The 26,554-nt window shown below is 67.0% G+C and carries 19 protein-coding genes; 11 read left to right on the plus strand and 8 right to left on the minus strand.

The genetic code is table 11. From position 1 onward, the window contains the following. The first annotated feature begins 91 nt into the window (after positions 1-91). Complete coding sequence (locus tag NDI65_RS10615) at positions 92-697, plus strand: VTT domain-containing protein (protein ID WP_089780698.1); 606 nt, start codon at positions 92-94, stop codon at positions 695-697. Between the two features lie 11 nt (positions 698-708). Here the strand turns inward: NDI65_RS10615 and NDI65_RS10620 are convergent, their stop codons facing one another. The 6 genes from NDI65_RS10620 to NDI65_RS10645 all read right to left on the minus strand — a co-directional run bounded on the left by NDI65_RS10620 (position 709) and on the right by NDI65_RS10645 (position 8,564). Next, positions 709-2,373: a multicopper oxidase gene (locus NDI65_RS10620; protein ID WP_089780788.1), complete on the minus strand. Its 1,665-nt coding sequence runs from the start codon at positions 2,371-2,373 to the stop codon at positions 709-711. A 246-nt stretch (positions 2,374-2,619) separates the two neighbouring features. Next, complete coding sequence (locus NDI65_RS10625) at positions 2,620-4,623, minus strand: PGF-CTERM sorting domain-containing protein (RefSeq protein WP_310893642.1); 2,004 nt, start codon at positions 4,621-4,623, stop codon at positions 2,620-2,622. A gap of 328 nt (positions 4,624-4,951) precedes the next feature. Continuing rightward, complete coding sequence (locus NDI65_RS10630) at positions 4,952-5,803, minus strand: sugar phosphate isomerase/epimerase family protein (RefSeq protein ID WP_042665264.1); 852 nt, start codon at positions 5,801-5,803, stop codon at positions 4,952-4,954. Between the two features lie 94 nt (positions 5,804-5,897). Beyond that, complete coding sequence (locus NDI65_RS10635; RefSeq protein WP_089780702.1) at positions 5,898-6,860, minus strand: UbiA family prenyltransferase; 963 nt, start codon at positions 6,858-6,860, stop codon at positions 5,898-5,900. Between the two features lie 45 nt (positions 6,861-6,905). Continuing rightward, positions 6,906-7,781: a sugar phosphate isomerase/epimerase family protein gene (locus NDI65_RS10640; RefSeq protein WP_089780704.1), complete on the minus strand. Its 876-nt coding sequence runs from the start codon at positions 7,779-7,781 to the stop codon at positions 6,906-6,908. A gap of 3 nt (positions 7,782-7,784) precedes the next feature. Beyond that, positions 7,785-8,564 (minus strand): TatD family hydrolase, encoded by a 780-nt coding sequence (locus NDI65_RS10645; protein WP_193310970.1) that lies wholly within the window; start codon positions 8,562-8,564, stop codon positions 7,785-7,787. A 172-nt stretch (positions 8,565-8,736) separates the two neighbouring features. Between NDI65_RS10645 and NDI65_RS10650 the strand changes: the two genes are divergently transcribed. The 3 genes from NDI65_RS10650 (at position 8,737) to NDI65_RS10660 (ending at position 11,619) form a co-directional block, all read left to right on the plus strand. Further along, positions 8,737-8,946 (plus strand): hypothetical protein, encoded by a 210-nt coding sequence (locus NDI65_RS10650; protein WP_042664437.1) that lies wholly within the window; start codon positions 8,737-8,739, stop codon positions 8,944-8,946. 79 nt (positions 8,947-9,025) lie between these two features. Further along, on the plus strand, positions 9,026-10,222 hold the full coding sequence (locus tag NDI65_RS10655) for an inositol-3-phosphate synthase (RefSeq protein ID WP_089780706.1): 1,197 nt from the start codon (positions 9,026-9,028) through the stop codon (positions 10,220-10,222). Further along, a complete protein-coding gene (locus NDI65_RS10660) occupies positions 10,219-11,619 on the plus strand; it encodes a nucleotide pyrophosphatase/phosphodiesterase family protein (RefSeq protein ID WP_089780708.1) in 1,401 nt (466 codons plus the stop codon). Before NDI65_RS10655 ends, NDI65_RS10660 begins: the two co-directional genes overlap by 4 nt. Positions 11,620-11,736: 117 nt before the next feature. On the opposite strand, the gene NDI65_RS10665 is transcribed toward NDI65_RS10660, so the two are convergent. Further along, on the minus strand, positions 11,737-16,953 hold the full coding sequence (locus tag NDI65_RS10665; protein ID WP_089780710.1) for a PVC-type heme-binding CxxCH protein: 5,217 nt from the start codon (positions 16,951-16,953) through the stop codon (positions 11,737-11,739). A gap of 448 nt (positions 16,954-17,401) precedes the next feature. On the opposite strand from NDI65_RS10665, the gene NDI65_RS10670 reads away from it, so the two are divergent. From NDI65_RS10670 to NDI65_RS10700, 7 genes are all read left to right on the plus strand, one after another. Continuing rightward, a complete protein-coding gene (locus NDI65_RS10670; RefSeq protein WP_089780712.1) occupies positions 17,402-18,613 on the plus strand; it encodes a Tm-1-like ATP-binding domain-containing protein in 1,212 nt (403 codons plus the stop codon). Positions 18,614-18,790: 177 nt separating this feature from the next. Next, entirely contained in the window at positions 18,791-20,206 is a 1,416-nt protein-coding gene (locus NDI65_RS10675; protein ID WP_310893643.1) for a substrate-binding protein, read from the plus strand. Between the two features lie 279 nt (positions 20,207-20,485). After that, the gene (locus tag NDI65_RS10680; RefSeq protein ID WP_089780716.1) at positions 20,486-21,427 is read left to right on the plus strand and encodes a branched-chain amino acid ABC transporter permease; all 942 of its coding nucleotides are present in this window, start codon (positions 20,486-20,488) and stop codon (positions 21,425-21,427) included. Further along, positions 21,424-22,566 (plus strand): branched-chain amino acid ABC transporter permease, encoded by a 1,143-nt coding sequence (locus NDI65_RS10685; protein ID WP_089780718.1) that lies wholly within the window; start codon positions 21,424-21,426, stop codon positions 22,564-22,566. The genes NDI65_RS10680 and NDI65_RS10685 overlap by 4 nt, the downstream gene beginning before the upstream one ends. Further along, complete coding sequence (locus NDI65_RS10690) at positions 22,566-23,324, plus strand: ABC transporter ATP-binding protein (RefSeq protein WP_089780720.1); 759 nt, start codon at positions 22,566-22,568, stop codon at positions 23,322-23,324. The genes NDI65_RS10685 and NDI65_RS10690 overlap by 1 nt, the downstream gene beginning before the upstream one ends. After that, on the plus strand, positions 23,321-24,064 hold the full coding sequence (locus tag NDI65_RS10695) for an ABC transporter ATP-binding protein (protein ID WP_042665774.1): 744 nt from the start codon (positions 23,321-23,323) through the stop codon (positions 24,062-24,064). Before NDI65_RS10690 ends, NDI65_RS10695 begins: the two co-directional genes overlap by 4 nt. Positions 24,065-24,300: 236 nt before the next feature. Continuing rightward, on the plus strand, positions 24,301-25,560 hold the full coding sequence (locus NDI65_RS10700; RefSeq protein ID WP_089780722.1) for a PQQ-binding-like beta-propeller repeat protein: 1,260 nt from the start codon (positions 24,301-24,303) through the stop codon (positions 25,558-25,560). Between the two features lie 61 nt (positions 25,561-25,621). On the opposite strand, the gene NDI65_RS10705 is transcribed toward NDI65_RS10700, so the two are convergent. Then, positions 25,622-26,455 carry a phosphoenolpyruvate hydrolase family protein gene (locus tag NDI65_RS10705; RefSeq protein WP_089780724.1) on the minus strand — a complete coding sequence of 278 codons (834 nt, stop codon included), beginning with the start codon at positions 26,453-26,455 and terminating at the stop codon, positions 25,622-25,624. Positions 26,456-26,554 lie beyond the last annotated feature (99 nt).

A 26,554-nucleotide genomic window follows, 5' to 3' on the forward strand; every position in this document is an offset into this window, starting at 1 on the left:
GACTCCTCGTTTCGAAGGCTCCCGCCCGCGGAGCCGAAGTTCACGACCGGCGATACTTATTACTGACAGCAGCGGGTGCGTAGAGACGACGATGCTAGACGTACTGGAGACCGTCGAACTCTCGACCGCGTTTTTCGCCTCGCTCGGCGCGCCGGGACTGTTGCTCGTGGCGTTCCTCGAATTCTTCTTGCTGCCCGTCCCGCCGGACTTGGTGCTCGTTCCCCTTTCGGCGACGAACCCCGAGTTCGCGCTCCTGTACGCGGTCGTCGCCACCGTCGGGTCGGTGTCGGCGGGGCTGGTCGGCTTCCTCATGGGCAAGAAGGGCGGCCGACGCGCGCTGGACTCGCGGTTCGCTGGCGAGCGGATTCACAAGGTGGAGCGCTACTTCGAGCGTTCGGGGTTCGCGACGGTCGCGTTCGGGGCGTTCGCGCCGATTCCGGAGGGGTACGAACTGCTCTCTATCGGGTCGGGCGTGTTCGACCTCGACCTCCGGACGTACCTCGCGGCGTCGGTGCTCGGCCGCGGCGGGCGGTACGCGCTCGAAGCGATACTGGCGGTCTACCTCGGCGAGGCCGCCCGGTCGCTCTCCGAGGTCGACGTGTACTCGATTATCGGCGTCGCCACCGCGGTCGTCCTCGTCGCGTACGCCGTACGCAGTCGGTGGTTTTCGGAGCCGTCTGCGGACCCGATGCAGTAACTCGACGGCGCTCAGTCGGCGACCTCGTCGCCGCTCCGCCACTGGTCGATGACTTCGAGGAGGACCTCGGTTTCGAGGTCGTCGTTCCGCCAGTCGCCGACCGCGTCGGTCAGGCCCGTCGCGTCGACGACGTTCTCCTCGTTCGCGTAGGCCGCGATGGGGTTCTCGACGACGAACGGAATCATCATTTTGTTGTCCTCGTGTTCGAGCATGTGGCAGTGCCACGGGAACTGTCCGGTGTACCCCTCGAACGTGGCGATTATCCGCACGCGCTCGTTGGGGTCGACCCGGACGGTGTCCTTCGGCCCCAGTTCGTTCGGGTCCGGGGGTTGGGTCCCGTCGGGCCCGCGGCCGATGACCCGGAACGTGACGAGATGCAGGTGAATCGGGTGCCGACCGCCCGACTCGTTCTGCAGTTCCCATATCTCGGTCGACCCGAGTTGCGGGTAGACCGGCGCGCCCTCGTCGCCGAAGACGTGGCCGTTCAGGGTGTACTTGATGAAGTCGTTCTCCATGTCGACTTCGGTCCCGAGCGTCATCTCGCGGGTCACCCGCGCGTCGCTCTCGTCGTACGAGGCCGGCGCGGGCAGCGACAGGGCCGTCGGGTCGGCGCTCGCGTCTTCGGGCGGCGTCGACGGGTCTGAAACGCGGAACTGTACGAGGTCGGTCAGTTCGGGACCCATGTCCGCGCCGTTGGTGAGCGTGAGCGTCTCGCCCGCGTGGTCGGAGAAGTCCACGACGAGTTCGCCGCGCTCGAAGGGCGTGAGCAGGAGCGAATCGAGGTCGCCGCTCGGCCCGATGGGGACGACGGATTCGAGGAAGCCGTGACCGGGCGCGAACTGATACATCGTCGGGACGCCCGACCCGCTTTCGTTCTCGAACTGGAGGTCGAACGACCGGTGGTTCGCGCCGTTCACGACGCGGAGGCGGTACCGCCGCGGTTCGACCTCGACGTACGGCCACACGGCTCCGTTGACGACGGCCGTGTCGCCGAGAAACGCCGAGACGAACTCCTCGGGGTAGTACAGCGAGCCGTCGTCGTTGAACTCCTTGTCCTGCAACAGAAGCGGGATATCGTAGTCGCCCGACGGCAGACCGAGTTCGCGCTCGGCGTCGGTCGTAATCGAGTAGAGACCGAGGAGCCCGGCGTAGCCGTTGAGCCGGGTGATACCCAGCGTGTGGTCGTGGTACGTCGAGGTCGTTCGCCCCTGTTCCATCGGGAGTTCCTGCCACTCCGATTCGAACCGCGGCCCCTCGACCCCGCCCGGCGAGGTCCACATGTCGGACTGTCCGTCGCTCGCGGGGGCGACTTCGAGGCCGTGGAAGTGGGTGACGGTCCGGACCTCCGGGACCGGGCCGTCGTAGCCGGCGTGGTTCTCCGACGTCGTGCCGCCGATTCGCTCGTCGACGGGAAAGAGATGCTCGCTGGGGAGGTCGCTGTTGTCGAATCGAACGTGGACCGGACTCCCGGCGTCCGCCTCGATGGTCGGCCCGGGGTACGACCCGTCGAACCCCCAGACCGTCGTCTCCGGCAGGTCCGGGTGGAGCTGTTGGGTGAACTCGGAGACCGAGATCTCGTAGGCGTCCGCGCCGTCTCGCTGTCCGTCGGGCTCTCGAACCGACGGAATCGGGAGCGGTTGCACGAACTTATCCAACGCCGGTGACGCCGCCGACACGTTCGTCGTCGTCTGCGGGAGCGTTCCGGCGATGCCGAGGGCTGCGCCTGTCTGTAGAAACCGCCGCCTAGACCATTCTGTCATGATGGACCCTGAACTACGACTTGGGAGTTATTATATTAAAACTTCTGAATGTCCGAGTCAGGCCCGAGAACGCTGTTCGAGAGGCTGGAGGACGCGTTGGTCGACGGAGGTTCGAGGGGGAACGGAGAAGGTGCGGGGAGGGCCAATCGTCTCGTCGTCCCGTTAGTTCGTTCGCCGGCGCGCGAGGAAGACCGAGCCGAGCACGAGCGCGACGAGCGCGACCGAGACACCGAACCCGGGAACGGGCGTGTCCGTCGTGGTCGTCACGGACGTGTCCGTCTCGGGGGTCGCCGTCTCGGGCGCTCCGTCACCCGAGTCGTCGTCCGACCCGTCGTCATCGTCGTCCGAGTCGTCGTCTGAGTCGTCCCCATCACTCGAGTCGTCACCGCCGTCGTCACCGTTGTCGTCGTCGGTGTCCTCATCGTCGCCGTCGTCCGGGGAGTCAGTGGACTCGGGCGTGTCGGAACTCCCGTCGTCTGTGTCGTCGTCATCACCACTCCCGTCGTCGTCATCGTCATCGTCATCTCCACCGCCGCCACCGCCGCCACCGCCGGCGACTCCGTCGGAACCGACTGTGAGCGACTCGACGCCGTCGACGTCCATCTCCGTGCCGTCGGCGTCGAACTGCGCGAACCCGTCGAGTTGGTACGAGGCGTCTTCGTCCACGTCCTCGCCGGCGGTCACGCGGTACTGGAGCGTGACGTTCTCTCGGTCGCCGTAGGTGGCGAACAGTTCGTCGTTGGCGTTCCGCACGCCGGAGAAGTCCGCGCCGTCGTCGTCGACGAGTTCGACCGACGCGAAGCCGGGGTTGAACTCCTCGACGAGCGTGAAGTTCGTCGTCTCGTTCCCGGTTATTTCGACCGAGACGACGGTCGATTCACCGGGTTCGAGCGTCGTGTCGTCTGCCGAGCGAGTGAGGTCCCAACCGTCGTCGGACCCGCTTTGAACGTCGAGTTCGTCGGTGCCGCCGGTCGTCAGCTCCGACCCGTTCACGTCGGTGAAGCCGTCGAACTGGTACGCCGTGGCGGCGCCCGCGTCGTCGCCCGCGGTCACTTCGTAGACGAGGGTGACGTTCTCGCGGTCGCCGTAGGTAGCGAACAGCTCGTCGTTGGCGTCGCGGACGCCGGAGAAATCAGCCCCGTCGTCGTCGACGAGTTCGACTGACGCGAACGCGGGATTGAACTCCTCGATGATGGTGAAGTTCGTCGCCTCGTCCCGGTCGACCTCGACCCGTACCGTGGTCGATTCGCCGGGCGCGAGGGATTCGTCATCGACCGACCGAACCGCGCCGGAGTCGCCGTCCGACGCCTGCACGCTGATTTCGCCGGACCCGCCGGTCGCGGACTGCGAGCCGTTCGCGTCCGCGAAGCCGTCGAACTCGTAGACCGTGCCGGCCGTCGCGTCGTTGTCGGCGGTCACCTCGTAGACGAGCGTGGCCAACTCCCGCTCACCGTAGGTGGCGAACAGTTCGTCGTTGGCGTCGCGGACGCCGGAGAAGTCCGCGCCGTCGGCATCGACGATTTCGACCGAGCCGAACGCCGGGCTGAACTCCTCGACGAGCGTGAAGTTCGCCGCCCGGTCGCGGTCGACGGCGACCCAGACGGTCGCCGACTCGCCGGGCGCGAGCGTCGCGTCGTCGACCGACCGAATCACGCTCGACCCGCCGTCGGTCGAGACGCTGATCTCCCCGTCGCCGGTGGTCGTGGCTCGGGTGTCTTCGAGACCGAAGTCGCCGTAGCCGGTGAGCTCGTGGGTCGTCGCATTCGCCGAGTCGGCGGCGGTCACGCGGTACTGGAGCGTGACGTTCTCTCGGTCGCCGTAAGTGGCGAACAGTTTGTCGTTGGCGTCGCGGACGCCGGAGAAGTCCGCGCCGTCGTCGTCGACGAGTTCGACCGACGCGAAGCCCGGACTCAGCGCTTCGACCACGGTGAAGTTCCCCCGCTCGGAGGCGTTTATCTCCACCGTGACGGTGGTGGACTCGCCGGGCGCGAGCGTCGCGTCGTCGACCGTCCGCACGAGGGTCCCGCCGTGAGCGTCCGCGGCGACCGGCGCGACAGCCGCGCCCAGTCCGAGCGAACCGACCACCAAGAGAACTGCCACCACGACGACCGGAAGCGCGTGCCGGAGCTCCGCCGACCGCCCCGGACGTGGAATGTCCGGCCTCATGATGAGCGAGCGGACTGGGATTGTGACGGCCGCTTCGGCTCGTCTCGGCGGGGCGGGGTCGCCGGCGGTGTCTGTTCGACTCGTCGGTCGGGAGACTGGCGTCTCGGGCGCGCGCTACCTCTGGATGCGGATAGCTCGCTCTCGCTGGAAAGCATGCAGTCAGCGTGTGAATCGAAAGCGCCATGCAAATAGTTAACGATTATCTCGGAACGGCCGCGGGTCGGGGGGACCGCGACGCCACTCGCGGGACGCCGCTCGCGGGAGTTCGAGTCCGCTCGGGTCGCTGTCCGGTGTCTCGAACCGCGAATTCGCGCCGGTGTTCCGCCCGTCAGCGGGCGTATTCGACCAGTTCGTCTCGCGCGCGCCGGGCCGCCTCGTCGGGTTCGTCGGGGTAGGTGTACAGTTCGAACGTCGCGAAGCCGTCGTACCCGATGTCGTCGAGCGCACCGAAGACGGGTTCGAAGTCGATATCGCCCTCCCCGGGGATGAGGTGGTAGTGCTTTCCGCCGCGGCCGCCCTCGATGTCTTCGAGGTGGATGCCGGTGATGTGACCGGCGCACTGTCGGATGCTCTCGGCGGGGTCCTCGCCGCAGACGGCGGCGTGGCCGACGTCGAAGTTGACGCCGAGCGCGTCGCTCCCCACGTCGTCGATGAGCGTCAGCACCTCCTCGGTGCACTCGACGAGCAGTTCCGGTTCGAACTCGATACCGAGGTCGACGCCGACGCCTTCGGCGTAGTCGGTGAGTTCGTCGAGCGATTCGAGCAGGTAGTCGTAGGCCTCGCCCGGCGGCGTCCCGGGGAGCGCCGACCCGCTTGCGACGCACGCCGCGGGCGCGTCGACCAGCGCGGCGAAGTCGAGAGCCGCCTTCGTGTACTCGATGCGCCACCGGCGGTCCTCCTCGTCGCCCGAGATGAGCGTCGGGTCGAAAAAGGCCGACGGCGGCGCGTCGTCGTAGTAACCGCACGTCGTGTTCGCGTTGATGTTCGACACGGAGAGTCCGGTCTCGTCCAGCGCGGCCACGACGCGCTCGCGGTCCGTCTCGTCGAAGTCGGCGAGGAACGCGTGCGGTTCGTCCGCCAGTATCTCGACCCCGTCGTAGCCGTGATCGGCGATTCGTCGGATTGCCTCCGGCAGGTCGAAACGCGTGTACGCGTTCGTGGAGAAGGCTAACTGTACCATACGTCGTGGTACAGTCACACATGAATAATTGTTTTGGTACTGCCAACGTCCGAGACGGAGCGCGATGTCTCCGTCGCCGACGCGCCGGACCAGTTCACGACACGTCGAACGCCGACGAGAGGCCGACCGCGGGGACGACGAACGCCGCCGCGACGACGCCCCACGCGGGACTCAGCAGTCCGGCGACCGCTGCGTTCAGCACGACGAGTCCGAGGACGCACGTACCGACCGCGGGGCCGATGGTGCCCGGTCGGGGGTCGGCGTAGGCGGTCAGGAGGTCGCGGCCGGTCCACGCCGCGAACCAGACGAGGAGTCCGCCGGCCACGGCGAGCGTCGCGGAGTCGGCTGGGTCGACGCCGACCGTCGCGGCGGCCGCGACCACCGACCCGACCGCGAGTCCGACGCCGGCTATCCCGACCAGCGCCGCCCGCGAGTCGCCCGCGCCGGTCTCCCGCTCGGCCATGTACGTGACGCCGGCGATGTAGAGCGCGACGACGACCGGAACGAGGTACACCCACGCCGGGACCGTCAGGGCCGTCGGAGCGGAGGGCGACCCCGCGACGACCGCCATGCCGAGGGCGACGTTCGCCCCCCGACAGCCACCCATCGCCGCGAAGCCGAGCGGCGTGTCCTTGAGCGCGCCGTCGTAGAGCGCGACGAGCGTACCGAGGGCGGCGGCGACGAGGCCGGTGGTCGGTCCCCCGGCGGCCGCGGCGACGACGACGCCGGCACAGAGGAGTGCGACGCCGAGATTTCTCGCTCGCGTGCGCGACACGTCCCCCGACGGAATCGGTCGCTCCGGGCGGTGCCGGGCGTCCTCGCCGGCGTCGGCGTAGTCGTTGAGCGTCGTACCCGCCGCGTACAGCAGGACCGAGGCGAGCGCGACGCTGGCGAGCGACGACAGCGGGACCGACGGGCGACCGCCGCTGACCAGTACCGCCCCGAGGATGACGTCGGGCGGCGCGGTGAACAGGTTCGGGGCGCGGACGAGTCTGGCGAGGCTCGAAAGCGAGCGTCGAAGGTCGCCGGCCGCGGGTGTGGCGTTCGTTCGATTCATCGTCGGTCAGTCGCCCGGACGGGGATTCGTGTCCGACTCGGGCGGTCAGGCCCAGCCATGGGCTTCGAGGTACTCCATCGCGGTCCGGGCCGTCTCCGCCGCGGTCTCTTGGTAGGGGTACAGTTCGACCGTGACGTAGCCGTCGTAGCCGGTCGCTTCGACCGCGTCGAGGAAGCCGTCGATGTCCATCGCCCCCTCGCCGAGTTGGGTGTGTTCGTGGGTGCGGTCCGCGGGGATGTCTTCGAGGTGGTAGTGCGGCGTGTAAGGCGCGAGCGTCTCCACCAGTTCGACCGGGTCCTCGCCGACCGAGTAGAAGTGTCCCGCGTCGAAGTTACAGCCGATACGGGGCGAGTCGACCCGGTCGACGAGGTCGAGGAAGTCCTCGGAGGTCTCGATGAGCAGGTGCGGTTCGGGTTCGACCAGCACGTCGACCCCGAGTTTCTCCGCGGCGTCGGCGACCTCGCGGAGGCCCCGGACGAGCGCGTCGAGCGCATCGGCCCGCGACATGCGCTCCGGGACCGGCCCGCCCGGCGGAACCGAGATGCTCTCCGAGCCGAGCGCGGCCGCGGTTGCGAGCGCGTTCTTCGTGTGCTCGACCCGCGCCTGTCGGTCCTCGGGGTCGAGTTCGACGAACGAGGGGTGGTGAAACGCCTCGGTATCGCGGTTGAACGTCGCCGCCCGACTCTCCGCGGAGGGCTCGATGGCGCTGAGCATGAACGCGTTGCAGTTGCTGACTTCGATACCGCAGTCGTCGAGGAGCGTCCGAGCGCGTTCGAGGTCGTCGCCGTCGGCCGTCCCCGGGAACAGGTGCGGGTCGTCGAGCAGGATTTCGACGCCGTCGTAGCCGGCGTCGGCTATCGCCTCGACGCCCTCGGTGAGAGTTCGCTGCCGGAACGCGTTCATCGAGAAGCCGAACTCCATCGGTCACACCTCGTAGTGGAAGTTCGGCGACTGGCCGAAGAACTCCCGCGGGTTGTCGTAGACGACCTTTCGGACCTCGTCTCGGTCCCAGCCGCGGTCGAGCATCTTGTCTCGGGCTTTCGGAACCGCGAGCGGGTCCGAGGGGTCCCAGTCGGCGGCGCTGTTGAGCAACATCTTGTCGGTGCCGTACTCTTCGAGGATGTCGATGGTCGTCTCGGCGTCTATCTTCCCGGGGTAGAGCGTGAAGCCGAGCCAGCAGTCGGTCTGCAGCGAGATATCGACCGTGTTCTCGGTGTTGTGGTCGATGACGATTCGCTCTTCGGTCACGTCTTCCTCCCGAATCATCTCGACGAGTCGCTCGGTCCCCTCGGGCTTCTGGGTGTGCGGGGTGTGGATGATGACCGGCAGTTCGCGCTCCTCCGCCATCCTGAGTTGGCGTCTGAACGCGTACTCCTCGGCGTCGGTCCCCTGGTCCAGCCCGATTTCGCCGAGGCCGACGACGTGCTCTCGGTCGAGGTACTCGGGAAGACCGTCCATCACCGCCTCGGCCATCTCGGGGTAGTTCGCCTCCTTGGGTTCGAGGCCGACGGTGACGTAGTGGTCGATGCCCGCCGCCCGCTCCGCCCGGTCGGTCTCGAACTCGATTATCTGCTCGAAGTAGTCGAAGAACGACGCCGCGTGTCGCTTGTCCGTCCCGCTCCAGAACGCCGGTTCGACGCAGCATTCCACGCCCGCGAGCCGGGCGCGCTCGTAGTCGCTCGTCGACCGAGAGACCATGTGCATGTGCGGGTCGATAATTGGTATCGACATGTGACCTACCTCTCTGATGGTAGTTAATCATTGTTTCGGTGGGTTCGATGACGACGCCGGAGTGGGGGACGAAACGCCCGACCGAGGCGACCCCGCACGCCGGCGGAGACAGCTATTTACTCGTCCGGGCCGACGCCGTAGTCGCATGCCGGAACACTGTCCGTTCTGCGGCGAGCCGATAGAATCGAACCGCGTCACCCCCGAGGACGGCCGTCCCTACGAGGAGTGGCGCTGCGTCGACTGCGACGAGACGTGGCGACACCCCGAGGAGACGGTCCTCGACCGGAACCTCGACTTCAGCAAGCACGGCGACCAACTCGACAGGCGGGACGCCGACACCTCCCTCGACTGGTGAGCGGTCGCCCCCGGCATCGGCGCGGAAACAACATGATTGACGGACAAGGTTATGTATCGCCCACCGCAATCGTGAGTCGATGACAGTCGGAGTGTGGATTATCGGAGCCAGAGGTAACGTCGCGAGCGTCTCGATGACCGGCGCGCGCGCAATCGCACGCGGAGTCGCGGACACGACCGGAATGGTGACGGCCCGCGAACCGGTGGCCGCGCTGGACCTTCCCGCCGTCGACGACCTCGTGTTCGGGGGCCACGACATCCGGTCCCAGCGCATCGAGGAGACCGCCGAGGAGATGGCGGGTCACGGCGGCGTCGTGGCACCCGACACCCTCGACGCGGTCCGCGAGGACCTGCGCGAAATCGACGAGCGGGTCGAACTCGGGACCGCCCGGCGGTGCGGCGAGGCGGTCGAGGGGATGTCCTCGGAGACGGCGAGCGCCGACGTGGCCGTCGCCGACATCGTCGAGGAGATACGGGCCGACTACGCCGCCTTCGCCGACTCGCAGGACGTCGACCGGCTGGTCGTCGTGAACGCCGCGTCGACCGAGCCGCCGATTCCGACGCCCGGCGACTACGAGACAGTGGAGGCGTTCGAGACGGCGGTCGAGCGCGACGACCCGAACCTCCCCGCGAGCGCCCTGTACGCCTACGCGGCGCTCCTCGACGGCCACCCGTACGTCAACTTCACGCCCAGTACCGGGTCCTCGCTCGGCGGCCTGCGCGAACTCGCGGAGCGAAACGGCGTCCCGCACATGGGCCGCGACGGGAAGACCGGCGAGACGCTGATGAAGTCCGCGCTCGGACCGATGTTCGCGGGGCGGAACCTGCGCGTCCTCTCGTGGGAGGGCCACAACATCCTCGGCAACAGCGACGGACTCGTCCTCGAAGACGACGCCAACAAGGCGGGGAAGATAGAGAGCAAGGGGGGCCTGCTGGACGATATTCTCGGCTACGAGACCCACAACGCCGTCCGCATCGACTACACGCCGTCGCTCGGCGACTGGAAGACCGCGTGGGACCACGTCCACTTCGAGGGCTTCCTCGGGACGGAGATGAAGATGCAGTTCACGTGGGAGGGAGCCGACTCGGCGCTCGCCGCGCCGCTCGTTCTCGACTTGGTCCGGTTGGCCGCCTTCGCCGACGAGCGCGGCGAGGGCGGGACGATGCCGCACCTCGCGTCCTTCTTCAAGTCGCCCGAGGGCGTCGACAGCCACGAACTGTCCGAGCAGTTCCGACTCCTCTACGACTACGCGGAGCGCCACGCGGAGGGACTGTGACGACTCACAGTCCCTCGAACGCGAGTGCGCCCGGTGCCGGTCGCGTCGTCGTCCTCGATATCGTCGGACTCCAGCAGGAACACCTCGACGAGGGGCTGGCACCGAACGTCGCCGACCTGCTCGCCGGAAAGCCGTCCGGGGCGCTCGAACCCTCGTTTCCGAGCGTCACCGTCCCCGCGCAGACCACGCTCTCGACCGGGCGGTCGCCCGCGGCCCACGGCGACGTGTCCAGCGGCGAGTTCGACCGCGAGCGCCAGGTCGCCGAGTTCTGGGAGCGCGACCGGGGGACGCGAACCCGACTGTGGGAGGCCGCGAGCGACGAGGCCGGACTCACGACCGGCGCGCTGTTCTTCCAACACCTCATCGGGACGAGCGCCGACGTGGCCGTCACGCCGTCGCCCATCGAGGACGAGGACAACACCCTCGTCGAGATGGACTGCTGGACGAACCCCGACGGCTTCTACGACGGCCTCCGCGAGGAGTACGGCCACTTCCCGCTGCACAACTACTGGGGGCCGGTCGCCGACGAGCGGAGCAGCGAGTGGATTCTCGCGGCCGCGCGGGAGTCGATAGCGCGGTCCGACCCGGACCTGCTGTGGGTGTACGTGCCGCACCTCGACTACGACGCCCAGCGGCACGGCCCCGACTCGCCTGAACTCCGGGAGGCGGTGGGCGTCGTCGACGACCTCGTCGGCGAGTTCCTCAACTGGCTCGAAGCGACGTCCCGCTGGTCCGAGACGGCGGTCGGCGTCGTCAACGAGTACGGCATCAACGCGGTCGACACCCCGGTATTTCCGAACCGAGCGCTCCGCGAGGCGGGCCTGCTCTCCGTGCGCGACGACGGCGATGGCGGCGAGGAGGTCGATATCGCCGCGTCGTCGGCGTTCGCCATGGTCGACCACCAAATCGCGCACGTGTACACCGACCGGCCGGCGGCCGCCCGAGAGGTGCTCGAAGCGCTCCCCGGCGTCGACGCGGTGCTCGAAGGCGAGGCGCGGGGCGACGCGGACCACCCGAACGCCGGCGACCTCGTCGTCGTCTCGGACGCGGACGCGTGGTTCCAGTACTACTGGTGGACCGATGACGCCGACGCGCCGTCGTACGCGACGGAGATGGACATCCACGCCAAGCCCGGCTTCGACCCGTGCGAACTGTTCCTCGGCGACGAGGGACTCGTGACGCTCGACCCGACGAAAGTGTCCGGGTCGCACGGTCGCGTCGACCCAGACACGCACGGCTTCTACGGCTTCGGCGGGCCGGCGGCGCCCGACGGCTCATCCGGTGGCGTCGTCGATGCCCGGCGGTTCGCCCCGACGGTCGCTGACCTCCTCGGCATCGCGGACGACGTGTCGCTCGGGTTCGAGCGCCCGTCGCTGTTCGCCGGGCCGCGAGCGTAGCTTCGCCACCGCCATCGCCGCGGCGCGCTTGGCGCACTGATTTTCCGCGTCGCTCGGTTCGAGTTCGATACGAAAGAAAAGACGCCGCGGACCGCAGTCGGAACGGGGTTCGCCCGCTCAGTTACTCGAACTCGCGATTTCGATGGTGCCGCGCATCCGGAAGCTGTGGGCGCGACAGACGTACTCCGCCATCGAGTCGGTGACGGTGAACGTGACGCTCTGTGACTCGCCCTGCGTCGCGAGGTACGACGTGGAGATGTCGTTGACGACGGAGTCGTCGCCGTTGACGACCTCGAAGTTGTGGGGCGCGCCGTTTCGGTTCGTCCACGTGACCGTGTACTCGCCGCCGGCTTCGAGGGTGAGCGTCGGGTTCGTCGCGTCCGCGATACCGGACGGCGCGACGCCGGTCCAACCCTCGTTGCTCTCGGCTTCGAGTTCGATGGTCGACCCGGACGGGATGACATCGCTGCCGCCGTCGTCGCTACCGCCGTCGTCGCTGCCATCGCCGCCGGTCGCATCGACGTGTTCGGTGACGCGGTCGTAGACGAGTTCCAGCCCGTTGCCGGAGCCGCCGATGCGCGTCAGTTCGGTGTCGTCGAACCACGCGGTGCCGGTGGCGTTGCCCCAGCCGCCGAACAGCAGGTTGAACTGGAACTCGCCGGGCGACGCGCCGGTCGAGAACGTCGTTTCGAGCAGTTGCCAGTCGTCGACGGGGTCGGTGTAGTAGTCGGTGACAGAGCCCTGTCCGAGCGAGTGGACGTTGATGGTGACGCCGTAGGAGCTTCCGATTTCGCCGAAGCCGTCCTCGGAGTTGCTGAAGTCGTCCGAGGTCCTGACCCACGCCCGGAAGCGGTACTCGGAGTTCGGTTCGAGGTCGTCGCGGTACTGCGACCACGACGCGTCCGCGCCCTCCGTGGAGTCGACGCGAACGCTGTAATCACCCGTCCGCGCCACGTCCGAGGTGTAGGTGAACTCGGCCGTGCCGCCGTAGGTGATTCCCTCCCAGTTCGCCGGCCCCTCGGGGTCCGACGACGAGTCGGTGTCCGCGGCCTCTTCGAACGAGGCGTTCGGCAGGAGGTTGTTCCCGTCGGGGTCGGTCAGCGAGACGTTGTCGAACCACGCCGTCCCCGTCGCGTTGCCGAAGCCGCCGAACAGACAGTTAATCTGGACCGTCGAGGTGTCGGCACCCGTCGTGAACGTGGTGCTCACCTCGGTCCAGTCGTTCGTTCCGGTCAGCGGGTCGGTCTCGAAGTCAGTGCTGTGGACGTTGAACAGCGCGCCGCGGGCCGAGTCGCTCGCCTGCACGTTCTCGGTTCGAATCCAGCCGCTGAGGGTGTACTCCGTCTCGGGCTGGACCGAGATGCCGTCGGCGAGCCAGACCGCGTCCGCGCCCTCGGTGGACGAGATTTGGACGCTCTGACTGCCGTCTTGGCCCGCGTCCGCGTAGGTGTACTCGGCGGTCCCCGCGAACGTGTTCGTCGTCCAGTCGGCGGGCATCGAGGATTCGCTCCCGCCGGTGCTCTCTTCGAACGAGCCGTTCGAGAGCACGTCGGTTCCGTCCGGGTCGGTCAACGAGACGCCGTCGAACCACGCCGTGCCGGTCGCCTCGCCGTAGCCGCCGAACAGGCAGTTAATCTGGAGCTCTTCGAGGTCGCCGCTGTTGACGGTGGTGCTCACCTCCGTCCAGTCGTTGGTGCCGGTCAGTCCGGACGGAATCGTGTCCCACTGCGTGCCCGAGTCCGCGTTCGCTATCTGCTCGACGCTGATGGTCGCGCCGAGCGGCCCCTCGCCGATTGCGGTGCCGTCAACGAGTTGGACGTTGTCGGTCTTGACGTAGGCGGAGAGCGTGTACTCGGTGTTCGGGTCGACCGCGACCGTCGCGTTCCACGACGCGTCCGCGCCCTCGGTGGACGAGACTTGGACGCTCCGGTCGCCCTCGTAGCCGGTCTCGGCGTACGAAAACTCGGGCGAGCCGGAGTAGCCCGTGTTCGACCAGCCGACGGGCATCGCGTCGGAGTCGCCGGTGTCGCCGCCGACGGGCGTCTCGAACGAGGGGTTCTCGATGAGGTTCGGGAGGTCGTCGCCGGTGTCGCCGCCGTCGCTCGTGTCCTCGTTGGCCTCGTACGCTGGGATGAAGCCGTCGGCGTGGGTCGCGCCGGCGAGCGACGCCGCGTCCACGAGGACCGTGTCCCGGTAGTTCGACTCGTCGCTAATCATCTGGTAGACCGCCTCGCCGGAGGCGTCGTCGGCCGGCGTCTGCGCGAGCGCGACGAGCGCCCACATGGCGACCCGACCGTCCTCGTCGTTGAGGAGGTCGTTGTCGAGAATCGCCCCCCGCGTGTCCGTCGTCGAGGGGAGGACGCGGAGTGCGGTGAGTCTGACGCCCGGCGAGGAGTGCGTCAGCGCGCCGAGCGCGGCCTGAATCGCGGTGCTGTTCCCGGTGTCGGCGTCGAGCGCGCCGAGGCCGTGCATCGTCCACAGCGCGTGAATCGCCGCCGGGTCGAGGCCGACCTCGTCGAGCGTCTCCGTCGTGACGAGGTCGACGAGCGAGGAGAGCGCGCCCGTCTCGTTCCGTTCGACCAACAGCCGCTGGGCCGTCCGCCGCCAGAACATGTTCGAACTCGACAGCGCCTCGACGAGTTCAGAGACGCTCGCGTCCGCGAGGTCGGTCGGCTCGTAGCCGTCGTCGTCGCCGTAGACGACGCGGAAGAGCCGGGCGGTCGCGTGGTCGCGTACCTCGGACATGTACGCGTTCCCGGGGCCGTTGTCGAAGCCGTCGGGTGTCGGGTTGTGCTGGTAGATGTAGTTGTACCAGTCGATGAACCACAGCATACCGTCCGGACCGACCGAGGAGTACGACGGCGCGAACCACGCGTCTGTCGCGCCCGCGATGTTGTGGGCGTAGTGGTTGGTGTACCCCGCGCCGTCCTGCGAGAGGAAGAACGTCCCGAGGAGGTGTCCCGTTCCGCCGCCGACGAAGCCGGTGTTGTTCCAGTACTTCTCGGGATATTCACGCGCCGTGTAGATGGTGTGGCCGGTCGCCGCGGTGTACCCGCCGTGGAGGTCGACCTGCCGGACGCGGTCCGTGACCGGGAGGAACCGATTCGAGTCGGAGGCCGCGCCGAAGTCGTTCGGTCCGGTCCCCTCGATGAGGTCGTAGTGCTGATGCGGGATGGCGAAGTAGTTGCTCGGTCGGCCAGAGGTCGCGGCCGAGCCGAACGCGAGGCCCTCCTCGGTGAAGCCGAGGCCGGCCTGGTTCCCCGGGAGCGCCCCGACGATTTCGAAGTCGGTGACCGAGCCGTCCTCTAACTTGAATCGGTAGACCGAGGAGCTGAAGTTTCGCTCCTCGCCGGCGATGGTGCCGCTGAAGCCGCCGTACCCGACCTGTCCCCAAATCCAGTTGTCGATGCCGTGGACCAGTTCGTTGGGACCGGCGTGGGTGTCGCCGTTACCGTACCCGGAGAACAGGACGGTTCGCTCGTCGGCCTGTCCGTCGCCGTCCGTGTCGGCGAGGTGGACCAACTTCCCGCTCTCGCTCGGGTCATCGAGGTCGGTGACGACGACGCCGTCGTCGACGACCACCATGCTCGGGGGAATCGAGAGCCCGTCCGCGAAGACGGTGAACTCGTCGGCCTGCCCGTCGCCGTCGGTGTCCTCGCAGACGACGATTTTGTCGCGGTTCTGCCCCAGTTCGTTGGGGTAGTCGCGGGTGACCGACAGCCAGACGCGACCCTGTTCGTCGAACTTCGCGTCGAGGATGTTCCCCTTCGCGTCGTCCGGCAGGTCGGCCTCGGTGACGAACGGTTTGAGGTCGAAGCCCTCCGGCGTAATCGTCCGCCGGACCGTCTCGCTGGGATTCAGCGCCCGCTGCATCTTGTTCCAACTCGTCCCGCTGCCGACCTCCTCGGGGACCTCCGGCGTCAGGAGGCTCCCCTCCGGCGGCGGATAGTACGGGATGTCGGCGTCGATGAACTCCAGGTCGTTGAGGACCTTGGTGTCGTCGGCGATGGTGTCTTCGTTCTTCGTGACCCAGCGAATCGCGTTCTCGATGAGCGCCTTGAAGCCGTCGGTGGCCCACGGCGCTCTGCCGTGGCCCCACGCGGTGTAGAAGACGCGACCGTCGCCCTGCGTTCGGGTCCACGACCACGGCTCGCCCTGTTCGCGGCCCTCGTCGTACTCGGGGATGCTGTCCCCGTCGGGGAACTGCCCGTAGGCGAGGACGTTGATGTCGTCGTTGAGGTTCGTGTGGCGGTACGTCTCGTCTTCGACCGTGATGGGGTCGAGGTTCGACAGAATCGGATGACTCGGCTGGGCGAAGCTCGTCGTCATCTCGTTGTAGTTGTGGTCGGCGAACTGACCGCCGACGAGGTTCATGTAGGCGTCCGAGCCGGTGAAACAGGCCGAGGCGCTGTGAATCGGGATGAAGCCGCCGCCGTTCTCGACGAACTCGACGATGGACTGCTCCTGTTCCGCGGTCAGCTCTTGGCCGTAGTTCGCGCCGCGGTTGTCCATCATGACCCACGCGTCGTAGCGGTGGAGCACGTCGGGTTCGAGGTCGGCGAGGCGGTCGGTGTACTGGACCTCGATGCCGCGGTTCAGCATGTACTCGGTGAGCTGGACCTGCCGGGCGGGGCCGTTGTGGCTGCCGCCCTGCGGACCGCCCATCATGAGGACGCTGATGTTGTCCTCGGCCGGCGGCGGCGTTATCTCGACGCTCCCCCGCATCTGCTCGGGGTGTTCCTCGGCGTAGTACATCGCCATCGACGACTCGGCGGTAAAGGTGACCGTCTGCGAGTCGCCGGACCCCTCCATCGTGGAAAAGGACTGCATCTCCTCCCCGGTCGGGTCCGCGAGGACGAACGTGATGGCCTCGTCCATGACGTTCGAGAGCTCTATCTCGTACTCCTCGCCCTCGTGCATGACGAGCGTCGGGTTGACGGTGTCTTCCATCTCGTCGGGCGCCGTCGCGACCCACGAGAACGAGTCCGCCGAGGTCTCGACCTCCGTCCCGTTGCGCCAACTGTTGATTCCCTTCAACAGGGAGTTCGTCGTCAGGTCGCCCTGACGCCAGTCGGATATGGCGTCGGCGAGGCCGGACCCCTCGATGACCGACTCCTCGTTCGTGTACGCCGCGAGGACGTCACCCTCCGTCGCGACGAGGCGAATCGTGTCGTCGGTGGTGAGCTGTTTCGCCTGCGCGACGCCGCTGGCCCCGAGGAAGTTCGCCGCCCCGGCGCCGCTCACTTTCATGAAGTCGCGCCTGTTGATGTTCAGTCGCTCGCTGTCGCCGTCGCCGGCGTTCGCTTCCCGTGTCGTGTCGTCGTCGTGTGTCATGTGTGTTGCGTCGGTCGCTGTCGTCGTTGGTTACCGTGCGATTACAGGGCTGCGCCGCTCTCGCGACCGCAGTCCAGCCGCGTACCCCGTCAATGGACCGACGGACGGCTCCCTCCCGCCTGCTCGCCCGACCTGACGGCCGGGGTGTAACAGGAGTATAGCCATTACTCCCGTCGGCTCACTGTGTTGGGCTACCAAATTTCATGAACTAATATTACTTGAATGTACTGTCCGATGGTAAGCGGAGGCCGCGAGGTTCTCCGCCGCAGCGGTCGGTGAACGTTGGACCAACCCAAATGTTAATGACAGTCTGTCGTGTTGCCACGGTTGCAAGTATGAACCGCGCATACACACAGTCTGTCGTACCGACGGCGACGCCGCGGGGTGTCGTGGTTTCGAACCACGGGGACGGACCGGCCCGACGCGAGCGGTCCGCCGCGGGTGAGCGATGAGCGTCGTCATCGTCGGCACGCTCGACACCAAGGGCGAGGAAATCGGGTTCGCCCGCGACGTGCTCGAAGGGAAGGGGCTCGAAGTCCACCTCGTCGACGTCGGCGTGATGGGAGACCCCGAAATCGAACCGGACACCGACGCCGCGGCCGTGGCCGAGGCGGGCGGGAGCACGCTCGAAGCGCTTCGGGAGGCCGGGGACCGCGGCAAGGCTATCGAAATCATGGGCGACGGCGCGGCAGTCGTCGCGTCTCGACTCCACGACGAGGGCCGACTCGACGGTATCCTCGGGCTGGGCGGCGGGGGGAACACCTCGGTCGCGACGGCCGCGATGCGCGCGCTCCCGATGGGCGTCCCCAAACTGATGCTGTCGACGATGGCGTCGGGCGACACGGAACCCTACGTCGGCTACCACGACATCGCGATGATGTACTCCGTCGCCGACATCGAGGGGCTCAATCAGCTCTCGCGGACCGTTATCTCCAACGCGGCGCTCGCGATGGTCGGCATGGTGTCGAACGAACCGGACGCCGAGACCGAGGAGAAGCCGACCATCGGAATCACGATGTTCGGCGTCACGACGCCGTGCGTTCAGACGGCGCGCGACTGGCTCGAAGCGCGCGGCTACGAGACCATCGTCTTCCACGCGACCGGGACCGGCGGCCGAGCGATGGAGTCGCTCATCGAGGAGGGCGTCATCGACGGCGTGCTCGACGTCACGACGACCGAGTGGGCCGACGAACTGGTCGGCGGCGTCCTCGCGGCGGGCCCCGACCGACTCGACGCCGCGGCCGAGCGCGGCATCCCGCAGGTGGTCTCGACCGGCGCGCTCGACATGGTCAACTTCGGGCCGAGAGACTCCGTCTCCGACGAGTTCGACGGCCGGCAGTTCCACGTCCACAACCCGCAGGTGACGCTGATGCGGACGACGCCCGAGGAGAACGCCGAACTCGGCCGCATCATCGCGGAGAAGCTCAACGCCGCGACCGGCCCCACCGCGCTCGCGCTCCCGCTCGGCGGCGTCTCGATGCTCGACGCGGAGGGCGAGGATTTCTACGACCCCGAGGCCGACGACGCGCTGTTCGGCGCGCTTCGCGAACATCTCGACGACCACGTGGAGGTCATCGAATCGCCGGCGAACATCAACGACGACGAGTTCGCGCGAACGCTCGCGAAGGCCATCGACAGCCGGATGCGAGCCTCGGCGTAAGACGCCCGACGCCGACTCCGGCGACGAGCGAGCGCTTCGCTCCGCGCACCGACGCCCGGAGCGCCAGCGCACGGGATTTCGCGCACGACATCGCCCGTACGACCTGTTTTCTACCCGGATAATCACAAAGTTTAACTATACCATGACACCATGTGACTACCAGCGTTCCGAAGAAACATGACTGATCAACCAGCGCTAACTGACGAATCCAGGCGACGCTATCTGAAAGCAATCGGGACGGCCGGACTCACGGCCGGACTCGCGGGCTGTTCCGGTGGGGGTGGTTCCGAAGGCGAGAACAACAGCGGCGGCGGGGGCGACGACTCCTCTGGCGGGGACACGTCCGGCGGCGACAGCGGCGAGGAGTACGAGGCCATCGGGAACTTCCCGCCCGAGGGGAACTCCGTGAGCATCGGATTCAACGGGCCGACCTCCGGCGCGTTGGGTCCCGACGGCCAAGACCAGGAGAAGGGCTTCGACCTCGCGGTGAAGCACCTGAACGAGGGCGGCGGCCTCGTCGACTACTGGGCCCGTCTGAGCGGCGACGGCATCATGGGCTATCAGGTCGAGCCGACGAAGGCCGACACCGCCGGGAGCGCCGACACGGCACAGGACAACATCGACCGGATGATTCAGCGGGACAACATCCAGTTCTGGACGGGCGGCATGTCCAGTACGGTGACGATGGCGATGCAGAACGTCGCCCAGCGGGAGAAGGTCCCGTTCATGGGCGGCAACTCCACGTCCGCCGGCATCTCCGGCGAGAACTGCTCGCGGTACTACTTCCACCCGACGTTCCACGCGGAGATTATCGGGATGGCGATGGGCGAGGCCGCACCCTCGGTCCTCGGCGAGGACCGCTCGCTGTTCCACATCTACATGGACTACTCCTACGGGCAGTCGAACCGCGACGCCGCCCGGAAATACCTCACCGAACAGGGGCCGTGGGAGGACGCCGGCGGTGCCGCCATCGCGGAGGGTGAGACCGACCACAGCTCCCAGATTCAGGCGCTCGAAGACTCCGGGGCCGACACGCTGTACTTCTCCAGCTTCGGTAACTTCGCCGCCAGCGGCCTCGCGCAGTTGCGAGACGCCGGCCTGACCGACGACATCGAGGTCATCATCCCGCACGTCAGCGCGTTCACCCTCGACCCGCTCGGCGCGGACGCCGAAGGCGTCCTCGGCATGGAGCCGTGGAACCCGAACGCCGACAACGAACCGAGTCAGGTGTTCGTCGAGTCCTACCAGGAGGAGTACGGCGAGACGCCCAACCAGAGTTCGCTGCACACCTACGAGTCGATGATGGTGTACGCGGCCGCCGTCGAGGACGCGGGGACCTTCCACCCGCCGACCGTGGTCCGAACGCTCGAAGAGTTCGAGTGGAGCCTCGCGTGGGGCGACTCCGCGTTCCGGACGTGCGACCACCAGGTCGAACGGCCGTGGTACATGGTGCAGGGCGTCGGCGACGACCGCGCCGAGGAACTCGGCATCCGGACGGAAATCGTCGAGACGACCGACCCGCTCGTCTACGAGTGCAGCGAGTTCCCGGCGTCCAACTGCGCCATGGGCGACAACGAGTACGGAGACGAGTGACGACCTGACCGCGCCTCGATACGACGTACCAACTCCCTTTTCGGCAGTCGGGACTCCCTACGCGGTCACCCCACCCGCGTTCGACTGCTCGAACGCCGCTTTTTCTCGGTCGCACGGGCCTCGCGTCGACGCCCGGAGACGACCGCCGCCGCCGCATCCGGAGAGCGGGCCGCTGGCGTGTCAGAAGCCAGCGAAGCACAAGATTAACATACTGAAGAATGCATGAATAATCGTGCACACCATGAAGTGGTTACTCACATCTGTACCGAGGTGGAAGCGATGAACATCGACGGGGTCGTCGGATTCCTCTTTATCGCACTGAGCGTCGCGTCGCTGTATCTGCTCGTCGCGGTCGGGCTTTCCATCGTGTTCGGGTCGCTCAAATACGTGAATATGGCCCACGGCGTCCTCTACTTGAGCGGCGCGTACATCGGGCTTCTCATCGCGTCGAGCGAGCAGTACGGGGGGCTCTTGAGCGGGTTCGGGCAGGTCGGACTCGATTGGGGGTTCGTCCCCGCGCTCGTGTTGACGCCGGTGGTCATCTTCGTCGTCGGCGTCGCCATGGAACGTTGGATTGCGAAACCGTTCTACGAACGAGAACTCCTCGACCAACTCCTCGTCACATTCGGAATCCTCATCGCCGCCCAGGAGCTGGTCGCCATCCTCTTCGGCCGGACGGGAACCATCTACCCGCGTCCGGAGTGGCTCACGGGCGCGATATCCCTCCCCGTCGTCGGCACGCCGCCGGGGATGAGCGCGGCCTCGACGATACGCGTCCTCGTCGTCGCGCTCACGCTCCTGCTCGTCGCCGGCATCTTCGCGTTCTTCAAATACACCGACTACGGGCTGGCCGTTCGGGCGGGGACCGAAGACTCCGAGATGACGCAGATGCTCGGTATCCGTATCGGGCGACCGTTCCTGTTGATATTCGCCGTCGGGGCCGCGTACGCGGGGCTCGCGGGCGTCCTCGGTGGGTCGCTTTTCAACGTGACCTCCGAGATCGGCATGGAGATAATCATCCCGTCGCTGGTCATCGTCATCATGGGCGGCGTCGGCAGTCTGCGCGGGACCGTCGTCGGCGCGCTCCTCGCCGGGCTCACCTTCGCGGTGGCGACGGAGCTCGAACCGAGCATGACGCAGGCAAGCATCTACCTGCTGGCCATCGTGGTGCTGACGATTAGACCGAGCGGCATCTTCCCCTCGGCGGAGGTCGGACAATGAGCACGGACAACATCCACAAGACCGTAGACGAAGAATCGCCGTTGATCAGCTGGGACACCTGGGACGGTATCAAACACACCGAGTCGTTCGTCCTCCTGTCGTCGGTGCTGTTCGTCCTGTTGTTCTCGTACGCGTTCGGCCGCGCACCGGTCGTCTCGGACATCTTCCAGGGATATCACGGGCTGGCGATTACCATCCTCATCTGGTCGATATTCGCGCTCGGGTTCAACCTCCTGTTGGGCCAGACCGGTCTCCTCTCGTTCGGTCACGCCATGTTCTTCGGGACCGCGAGCTACGCCGCGGCGCTGTTCGCGATTCACGTGTACAACGACCCGCTCGTGGTCATCGTCGTCGGGACGCTGGCGGCGGTCGCCCTCGGTGCGGTCGCGGCGCTGATTCTCCTGCGCCTCCACACGGTGTACTTCTCCATCGTGGCGCTGGCCATCGGGCAGTTCCTCTACTTCCTCGCCCGAGAGCCGCTCGTGGAGATCACGAAGGGGATAAACGGCCTCGAAGTGCCGCGCTCGCCCGTCCTCGGGCTCTTCGAACTGGAACACCAGTACGGCGGACTCCTCGGCGAACTCGTCGTGAACAACCTCTATCTCTTCGTCGGCGTCTTCTTCGTCGCCGTCGTCGCCTCTATCACGCGCATCCGCAAGTCCCCCTACGGACTCATCTTCAAGGCGATTCGCGAGAACGAGACGCGGACGGCGTTCGTCGGTCTCGACGTCTGGCGCTACAAGTTCGCGGCGTTCCTCCTGTCGGCGTCCATCGTCGGCCTCGCCGGCGGGCTGATGGCCGTCAACACCCAGTTCGCTGGCGTCGAGCGACTCTACTGGTCCGTCAGCGGCGACGTCGTCGTGATGACCGTCCTCGGCGGTCTCGGCACGCTCGCCGGGCCGGTCATCGGAACGTTCGTGTTCTTCTACTTCAAGGGCATCGTCAACGGCTTCCCGACGCTCGGCAACTACTGGCTCCTCCTGCTGTCGCTTTCGTTCACGACGGTCGTGTGGGTCTACCGCGACGGCATCTGGGGGATGACGACCGCCCTCACCGGCGCGCTCCGCGAACCCAGAGAACTGCTGGACACCGTCACCGGCCGCGACTCGACCGGCGACTCCTCGGGGGGTGAGAACTGATGGCGCTCCTCGAAACCCACGGACTCACCAAGGAGTTCGGCGGGCTCACGGCGCTCGACGGCGTCGACATCGAAGTCGAAGAGGGCGAACTCGTCTCCCTCATCGGCCCCAACGGCGCCGGCAAGTCCACGCTCATCAACACGATAACCGGTCGGCTGCGTCCGACCGAGGGCGAGGTGTTCTACGCCGGGAACGAACTCGTCGGCATGAAGCCGTTCGAAATCGCACAGCTCGGCGTCGGTCGGTCGTTCCAGACCGCGTCGATTCTCCCCGAACTCACGGTGCGGGAGAACGTGCAGGTCGCGTCGTTCGCGGCCGAACACGGCTCGTTCCGGGTCAATTTCTTCCGCCGACGGGACTCGTTCGACGAGGTCCAAACGCGGACGAACGACATCCTGGAGACCATCGGCCTCGACTCGAAGGCCCGGATGGAAGCCGGCTCGCTCCCGTACGGCGACAAGCGGCGCTTAGAGGTCGCCATCGGACTCGCCACCGACCCGGACCTCCTGTTCATGGACGAGCCGACCGCCGGCATGTCGCCGACGGAGACCGAGATAACGGTCGACCTCATCCACGACCTGCTTGCCGACTGGGGGATGACCATCTTCCTCGTCGAACACGACATGGACATCGTCTTCGACGTCTCCGACCGCATCTTCACGCTCCATCAGGGTCGGCTCATCGCGCGGGGGACCCCCGAGGAGATTCGGGAGAATCCGGCCGTCCGCGAGGCCTACCTCGGAGGTGAGGAGCAATGAGTCTGCTCGAACTGGACGACGTGCACGCCTACTACGGCCCGAGCCACATCCTCCGCGGCGTCTCCCTCGACATCGACGAGGGCGAGGTCGTCACGCTCCTCGGCCGCAACGGCGCGGGGAAGACGACGACGGTCCGCAGTATCGCCGGGACCGAACCGCCCGCCGTCCGGTCGGGGTCGATTCGGTTCGACGGCGACGACATCACGGACTGGCCGGCCGACAACATCGCCATGGGCGGCATCGGCGTCGTCCCCGAGGGGCGGCGGCTGTTCACCGAACTGACGGTCGAAGAGAACCTCGAAATGTCGAAAATCACCCGCGGTTGGTGGAACACCATCCGCCGGGGCGGCCTCGGCGGCGGCGAGAGCACGATGTCGATAGACGAGCTGTACGACCTGTTCCCGCGGCTCGACGAGCGGCGGGCCCAGCAGGCCGGGACGCTCTCGGGCGGCGAACAGCAGATGCTCTCCATCGCGCGGACCCTCAGGCTCCCGAACCTCAAACTGCTGTTGCTGGACGAGCCGACCGAGGGACTGGCCCCGCAAATCGTCAAGGCGGTGGGCGACTCCGTCGCGGAAATCGCCGACCAGGGGCTGACGGTGCTCCTCATCGAGCAGAACGTCCGCGAGGCGCTCCGCATCGCGGACCGCGGCTACGTGCTCGACCAGGGTGACATCGTCTACAGAGGCACCGTGGACGAACTCGAATCCGAAGACCTCGACGAATACCTCGTCGTCTGACCGCACCGACCTCGCACCCCGCGGCGCGACCGATTGCGCTCCATTCAACCCCTCCTCGCTTCCGGTTCGGTTCGTTCTCGTTTCGACTCTCTCCTCGGCTCTCGTTCGACTCTCGTTCGACTCTCGTTCCGGTTCCTGTCCCGGCGCTCAGTCTCGCATTTCGAGGTGGATTCTTCGTCCCCGGTCGCCGTCAGTCAGTCGACAATATTATTTCGTGACACTCGAACACACGGGACATGAAACGGACCAACCGACGACGGTTTCTCGCCGCGTTCTCCTCGTCCGCGCTCACGTTCGCCGCGGGGTGTCAGCGACCGGTCGCGTCAGCGTCACAGAACCACCCCGTGTCCGAGCCGGTCACCTCGTGGCCGACGTTCCGCGGGGGACGGTACAACACCGGCTACATCGGCGACGTGTCCCCGCTCGACTCGGAGCCAACCGTCGAGTGGACGTTCGAGGCGGGCGACGCGTTCTGGGGGAGCCCAATCGTCGCCGACGGCGTCGTCTACATCGGCAGCGCGGATAGCTCGCTGTACGCGCTCGACGCCGAGACCGGCGAGAAACGCTGGTCCTTCGAGGCGGGACACCGAATCGAGGGGACGCCGGCGTACGCCGACGGCGTCGTCTACATCGGGTCGTACGACAAACACCTGTACGCCATCGACGCCGAGACCGGCGAGGAGCGCTGGTCTCGGGGATTCGGCGGCCTGATTCGGGGGAGCCCGACCGTCTACGAGGGGACGGTCTACACCGGCGTCGGCTGTCACAACCTCGCGTGCGCGTGGTACGCCGAGGAAGCCAACGTCTCGGAGACCGGCTGGGTGTACGCCCTCGACGCGGAGACCGGCGAGACGGAGTGGCAGTACGAGGTCGGCGACGAGGTCGTCAGCAGTCCGGCGGTCACGGACGACCGCGTGTACGTCGGCTCCTCCGACGAGGCGCTGTACGCGCTGTCGCGGTCGACCGGCGAAGTCGAGTGGCGGTACGAGACGCGCGACATGATATGGTCGAGTCCGGCGGTCGCCTACGGCTCCGTCTACTTCACCGACTGGAACGGGAACGTTCACGCCGCCGACGCGGCGACGGGCGAACGGGAGTGGCTGGCCGACACAGCGGGCCGGTACATCTCGGGGTCAGTCGCCGTCGGCGAGGAGGCCGTCTACGTCGGCCACACGCCGTACAACACCCTCGACGACCCGACGACGAACCACGCGAAGGTGTTCCGCTTCGACCGCGAGAGCGGCGCTGAGAACTGGAGTTTCGAGACGCCGGCGCTGGAGGTCGGGAGCAGCCCCGTTCTGACGGAGGACGTGCTCTACGTCGGAACGCACCGGCAGTCGGACGGCGACGGCGTCGGCGTCCACGCCATCACGACGGACGGACAGGAAGAGTGGTTCATGGAAATCGACGGGCGGGGCGTCGGGTCGAGTCCGGCGCTCGTCGACGGGCGACTGTACTTCGGCGGAACCGACGCGAAGGTGTACGCGGTCGAGTAATTCGACTGTGCGCGAGGCGGCTTTCGCGACGGTCCGCGTTCGGTAGCTCCTTTCGGCGCTCTCAGAAGTCGATGTCCTTGAACTTGCGCGCTTGGTCCTCGATGGCCTCCTCGGTGGCGAGGCGCTCGATGCTCGACGCGCCGAAGAAGCCGACGACGCCCTCGGTGTTGTTGAGGACGTACTTCGCGTCGTCGGGCCACGCGATGGGACCGCCGTGGCAGATGACGTGCACGTCGTCGCGGACTTCCTTGGCGGCGTCGTGGTGCGCCTGCACGCGCTCGGCCGCGTCGTCGAGGTCGAGCGCCGTCTCCGCGCCGATGTCGCCGGAGGTCGTCAGGCCCATGTGGGAGACGATGACGTCGGCACCCGCCTCGGTCATCGCTTTGGCCTGCTCTTCGGTGAAGACGTACGGGCACGTCAGCATCCCCTGCTCGCTCGCCTCGCGAATCATCTCGACTTCCTTGTCGTAGCCCATCCCGGTCTCTTCGAGATTCTTCCGGTAGCTACTGTCCTCGTCGATGAGTCCGACCGTCGGGAAGTTCTGGACGCCCGAGAAGCCGCGACGGCGCAAGTCTTCGATGAACACGCTCATCTCGCGGAAGGGGTCGGTCCCGTTGACGCCGGCGAGTACCGGCGTGTCCTCGACGACCGGAATGACCTCGTGGCCCATCTCGACGACGATTTCGTTGGCGTCGCCGTACGGCAGGAGACCGGCGAGGGAGCCACGACCGTTCATCCGGTAGCGCCCCGAGTTGTAGATGATGAGCAGGTCGACGCCGCCGCGTTCGGCGAACTTCGCGGAGATGCCGGTTCCGGCACCGGCACCGATGACCGGGTCACCGGATTCGATCGTGGATTCGATACGGTCGAGTGATTCAGCACGAGTATACTTCATCCGAGTTGACAGGCCATCGCATACGACTTTAATATTTCGGAAGAAACGACCGGCGACCGGGCGCCGGGAGAGCGACGCGGTCGGGACGGCGTCGGGGAG

Source organism: Haloferax sp. S2CR25 (assembly GCF_031624535.1).
In the GTDB taxonomy this organism is placed as follows: domain Archaea; phylum Halobacteriota; class Halobacteria; order Halobacteriales; family Haloferacaceae; genus Haloferax; species Haloferax massiliensis.

Coding starts and splice junctions, on each gene's coding strand:
- NDI65_RS10700 (WP_089780722.1), top strand. CDS start 24,301: ATGAAACGGACCAACCGACGACGGTTTCTCGCCGCGTTCTCCTCGTCC.
- NDI65_RS10625 (WP_310893642.1), bottom strand. CDS start 4,623: ATGAGGCCGGACATTCCACGTCCGGGGCGGTCGGCGGAGCTCCGGCAC.
- NDI65_RS10635 (WP_089780702.1), bottom strand. CDS start 6,860: ATGAATCGAACGAACGCCACACCCGCGGCCGGCGACCTTCGACGCTCG.
- NDI65_RS10640 (WP_089780704.1), bottom strand. CDS start 7,781: ATGGAGTTCGGCTTCTCGATGAACGCGTTCCGGCAGCGAACTCTCACC.
- NDI65_RS10670 (WP_089780712.1), top strand. CDS start 17,402: ATGAGCGTCGTCATCGTCGGCACGCTCGACACCAAGGGCGAGGAAATC.
- NDI65_RS10645 (WP_193310970.1), bottom strand. CDS start 8,564: ATGCACATGGTCTCTCGGTCGACGAGCGACTACGAGCGCGCCCGGCTC.
- NDI65_RS10680 (WP_089780716.1), top strand. CDS start 20,486: ATGAACATCGACGGGGTCGTCGGATTCCTCTTTATCGCACTGAGCGTC.
- NDI65_RS10675 (WP_310893643.1), top strand. CDS start 18,791: ATGACTGATCAACCAGCGCTAACTGACGAATCCAGGCGACGCTATCTG.
- NDI65_RS10615 (WP_089780698.1), top strand. CDS start 92: ATGCTAGACGTACTGGAGACCGTCGAACTCTCGACCGCGTTTTTCGCC.
- NDI65_RS10685 (WP_089780718.1), top strand. CDS start 21,424: ATGAGCACGGACAACATCCACAAGACCGTAGACGAAGAATCGCCGTTG.
- NDI65_RS10705 (WP_089780724.1), bottom strand. CDS start 26,455: ATGAAGTATACTCGTGCTGAATCACTCGACCGTATCGAATCCACGATC.
- NDI65_RS10655 (WP_089780706.1), top strand. CDS start 9,026: ATGACAGTCGGAGTGTGGATTATCGGAGCCAGAGGTAACGTCGCGAGC.
- NDI65_RS10665 (WP_089780710.1), bottom strand. CDS start 16,953: ATGACACACGACGACGACACGACACGGGAAGCGAACGCCGGCGACGGC.
- NDI65_RS10690 (WP_089780720.1), top strand. CDS start 22,566: ATGGCGCTCCTCGAAACCCACGGACTCACCAAGGAGTTCGGCGGGCTC.
- NDI65_RS10695 (WP_042665774.1), top strand. CDS start 23,321: ATGAGTCTGCTCGAACTGGACGACGTGCACGCCTACTACGGCCCGAGC.
- NDI65_RS10630 (WP_042665264.1), bottom strand. CDS start 5,803: ATGGTACAGTTAGCCTTCTCCACGAACGCGTACACGCGTTTCGACCTG.
- NDI65_RS10650 (WP_042664437.1), top strand. CDS start 8,737: ATGCCGGAACACTGTCCGTTCTGCGGCGAGCCGATAGAATCGAACCGC.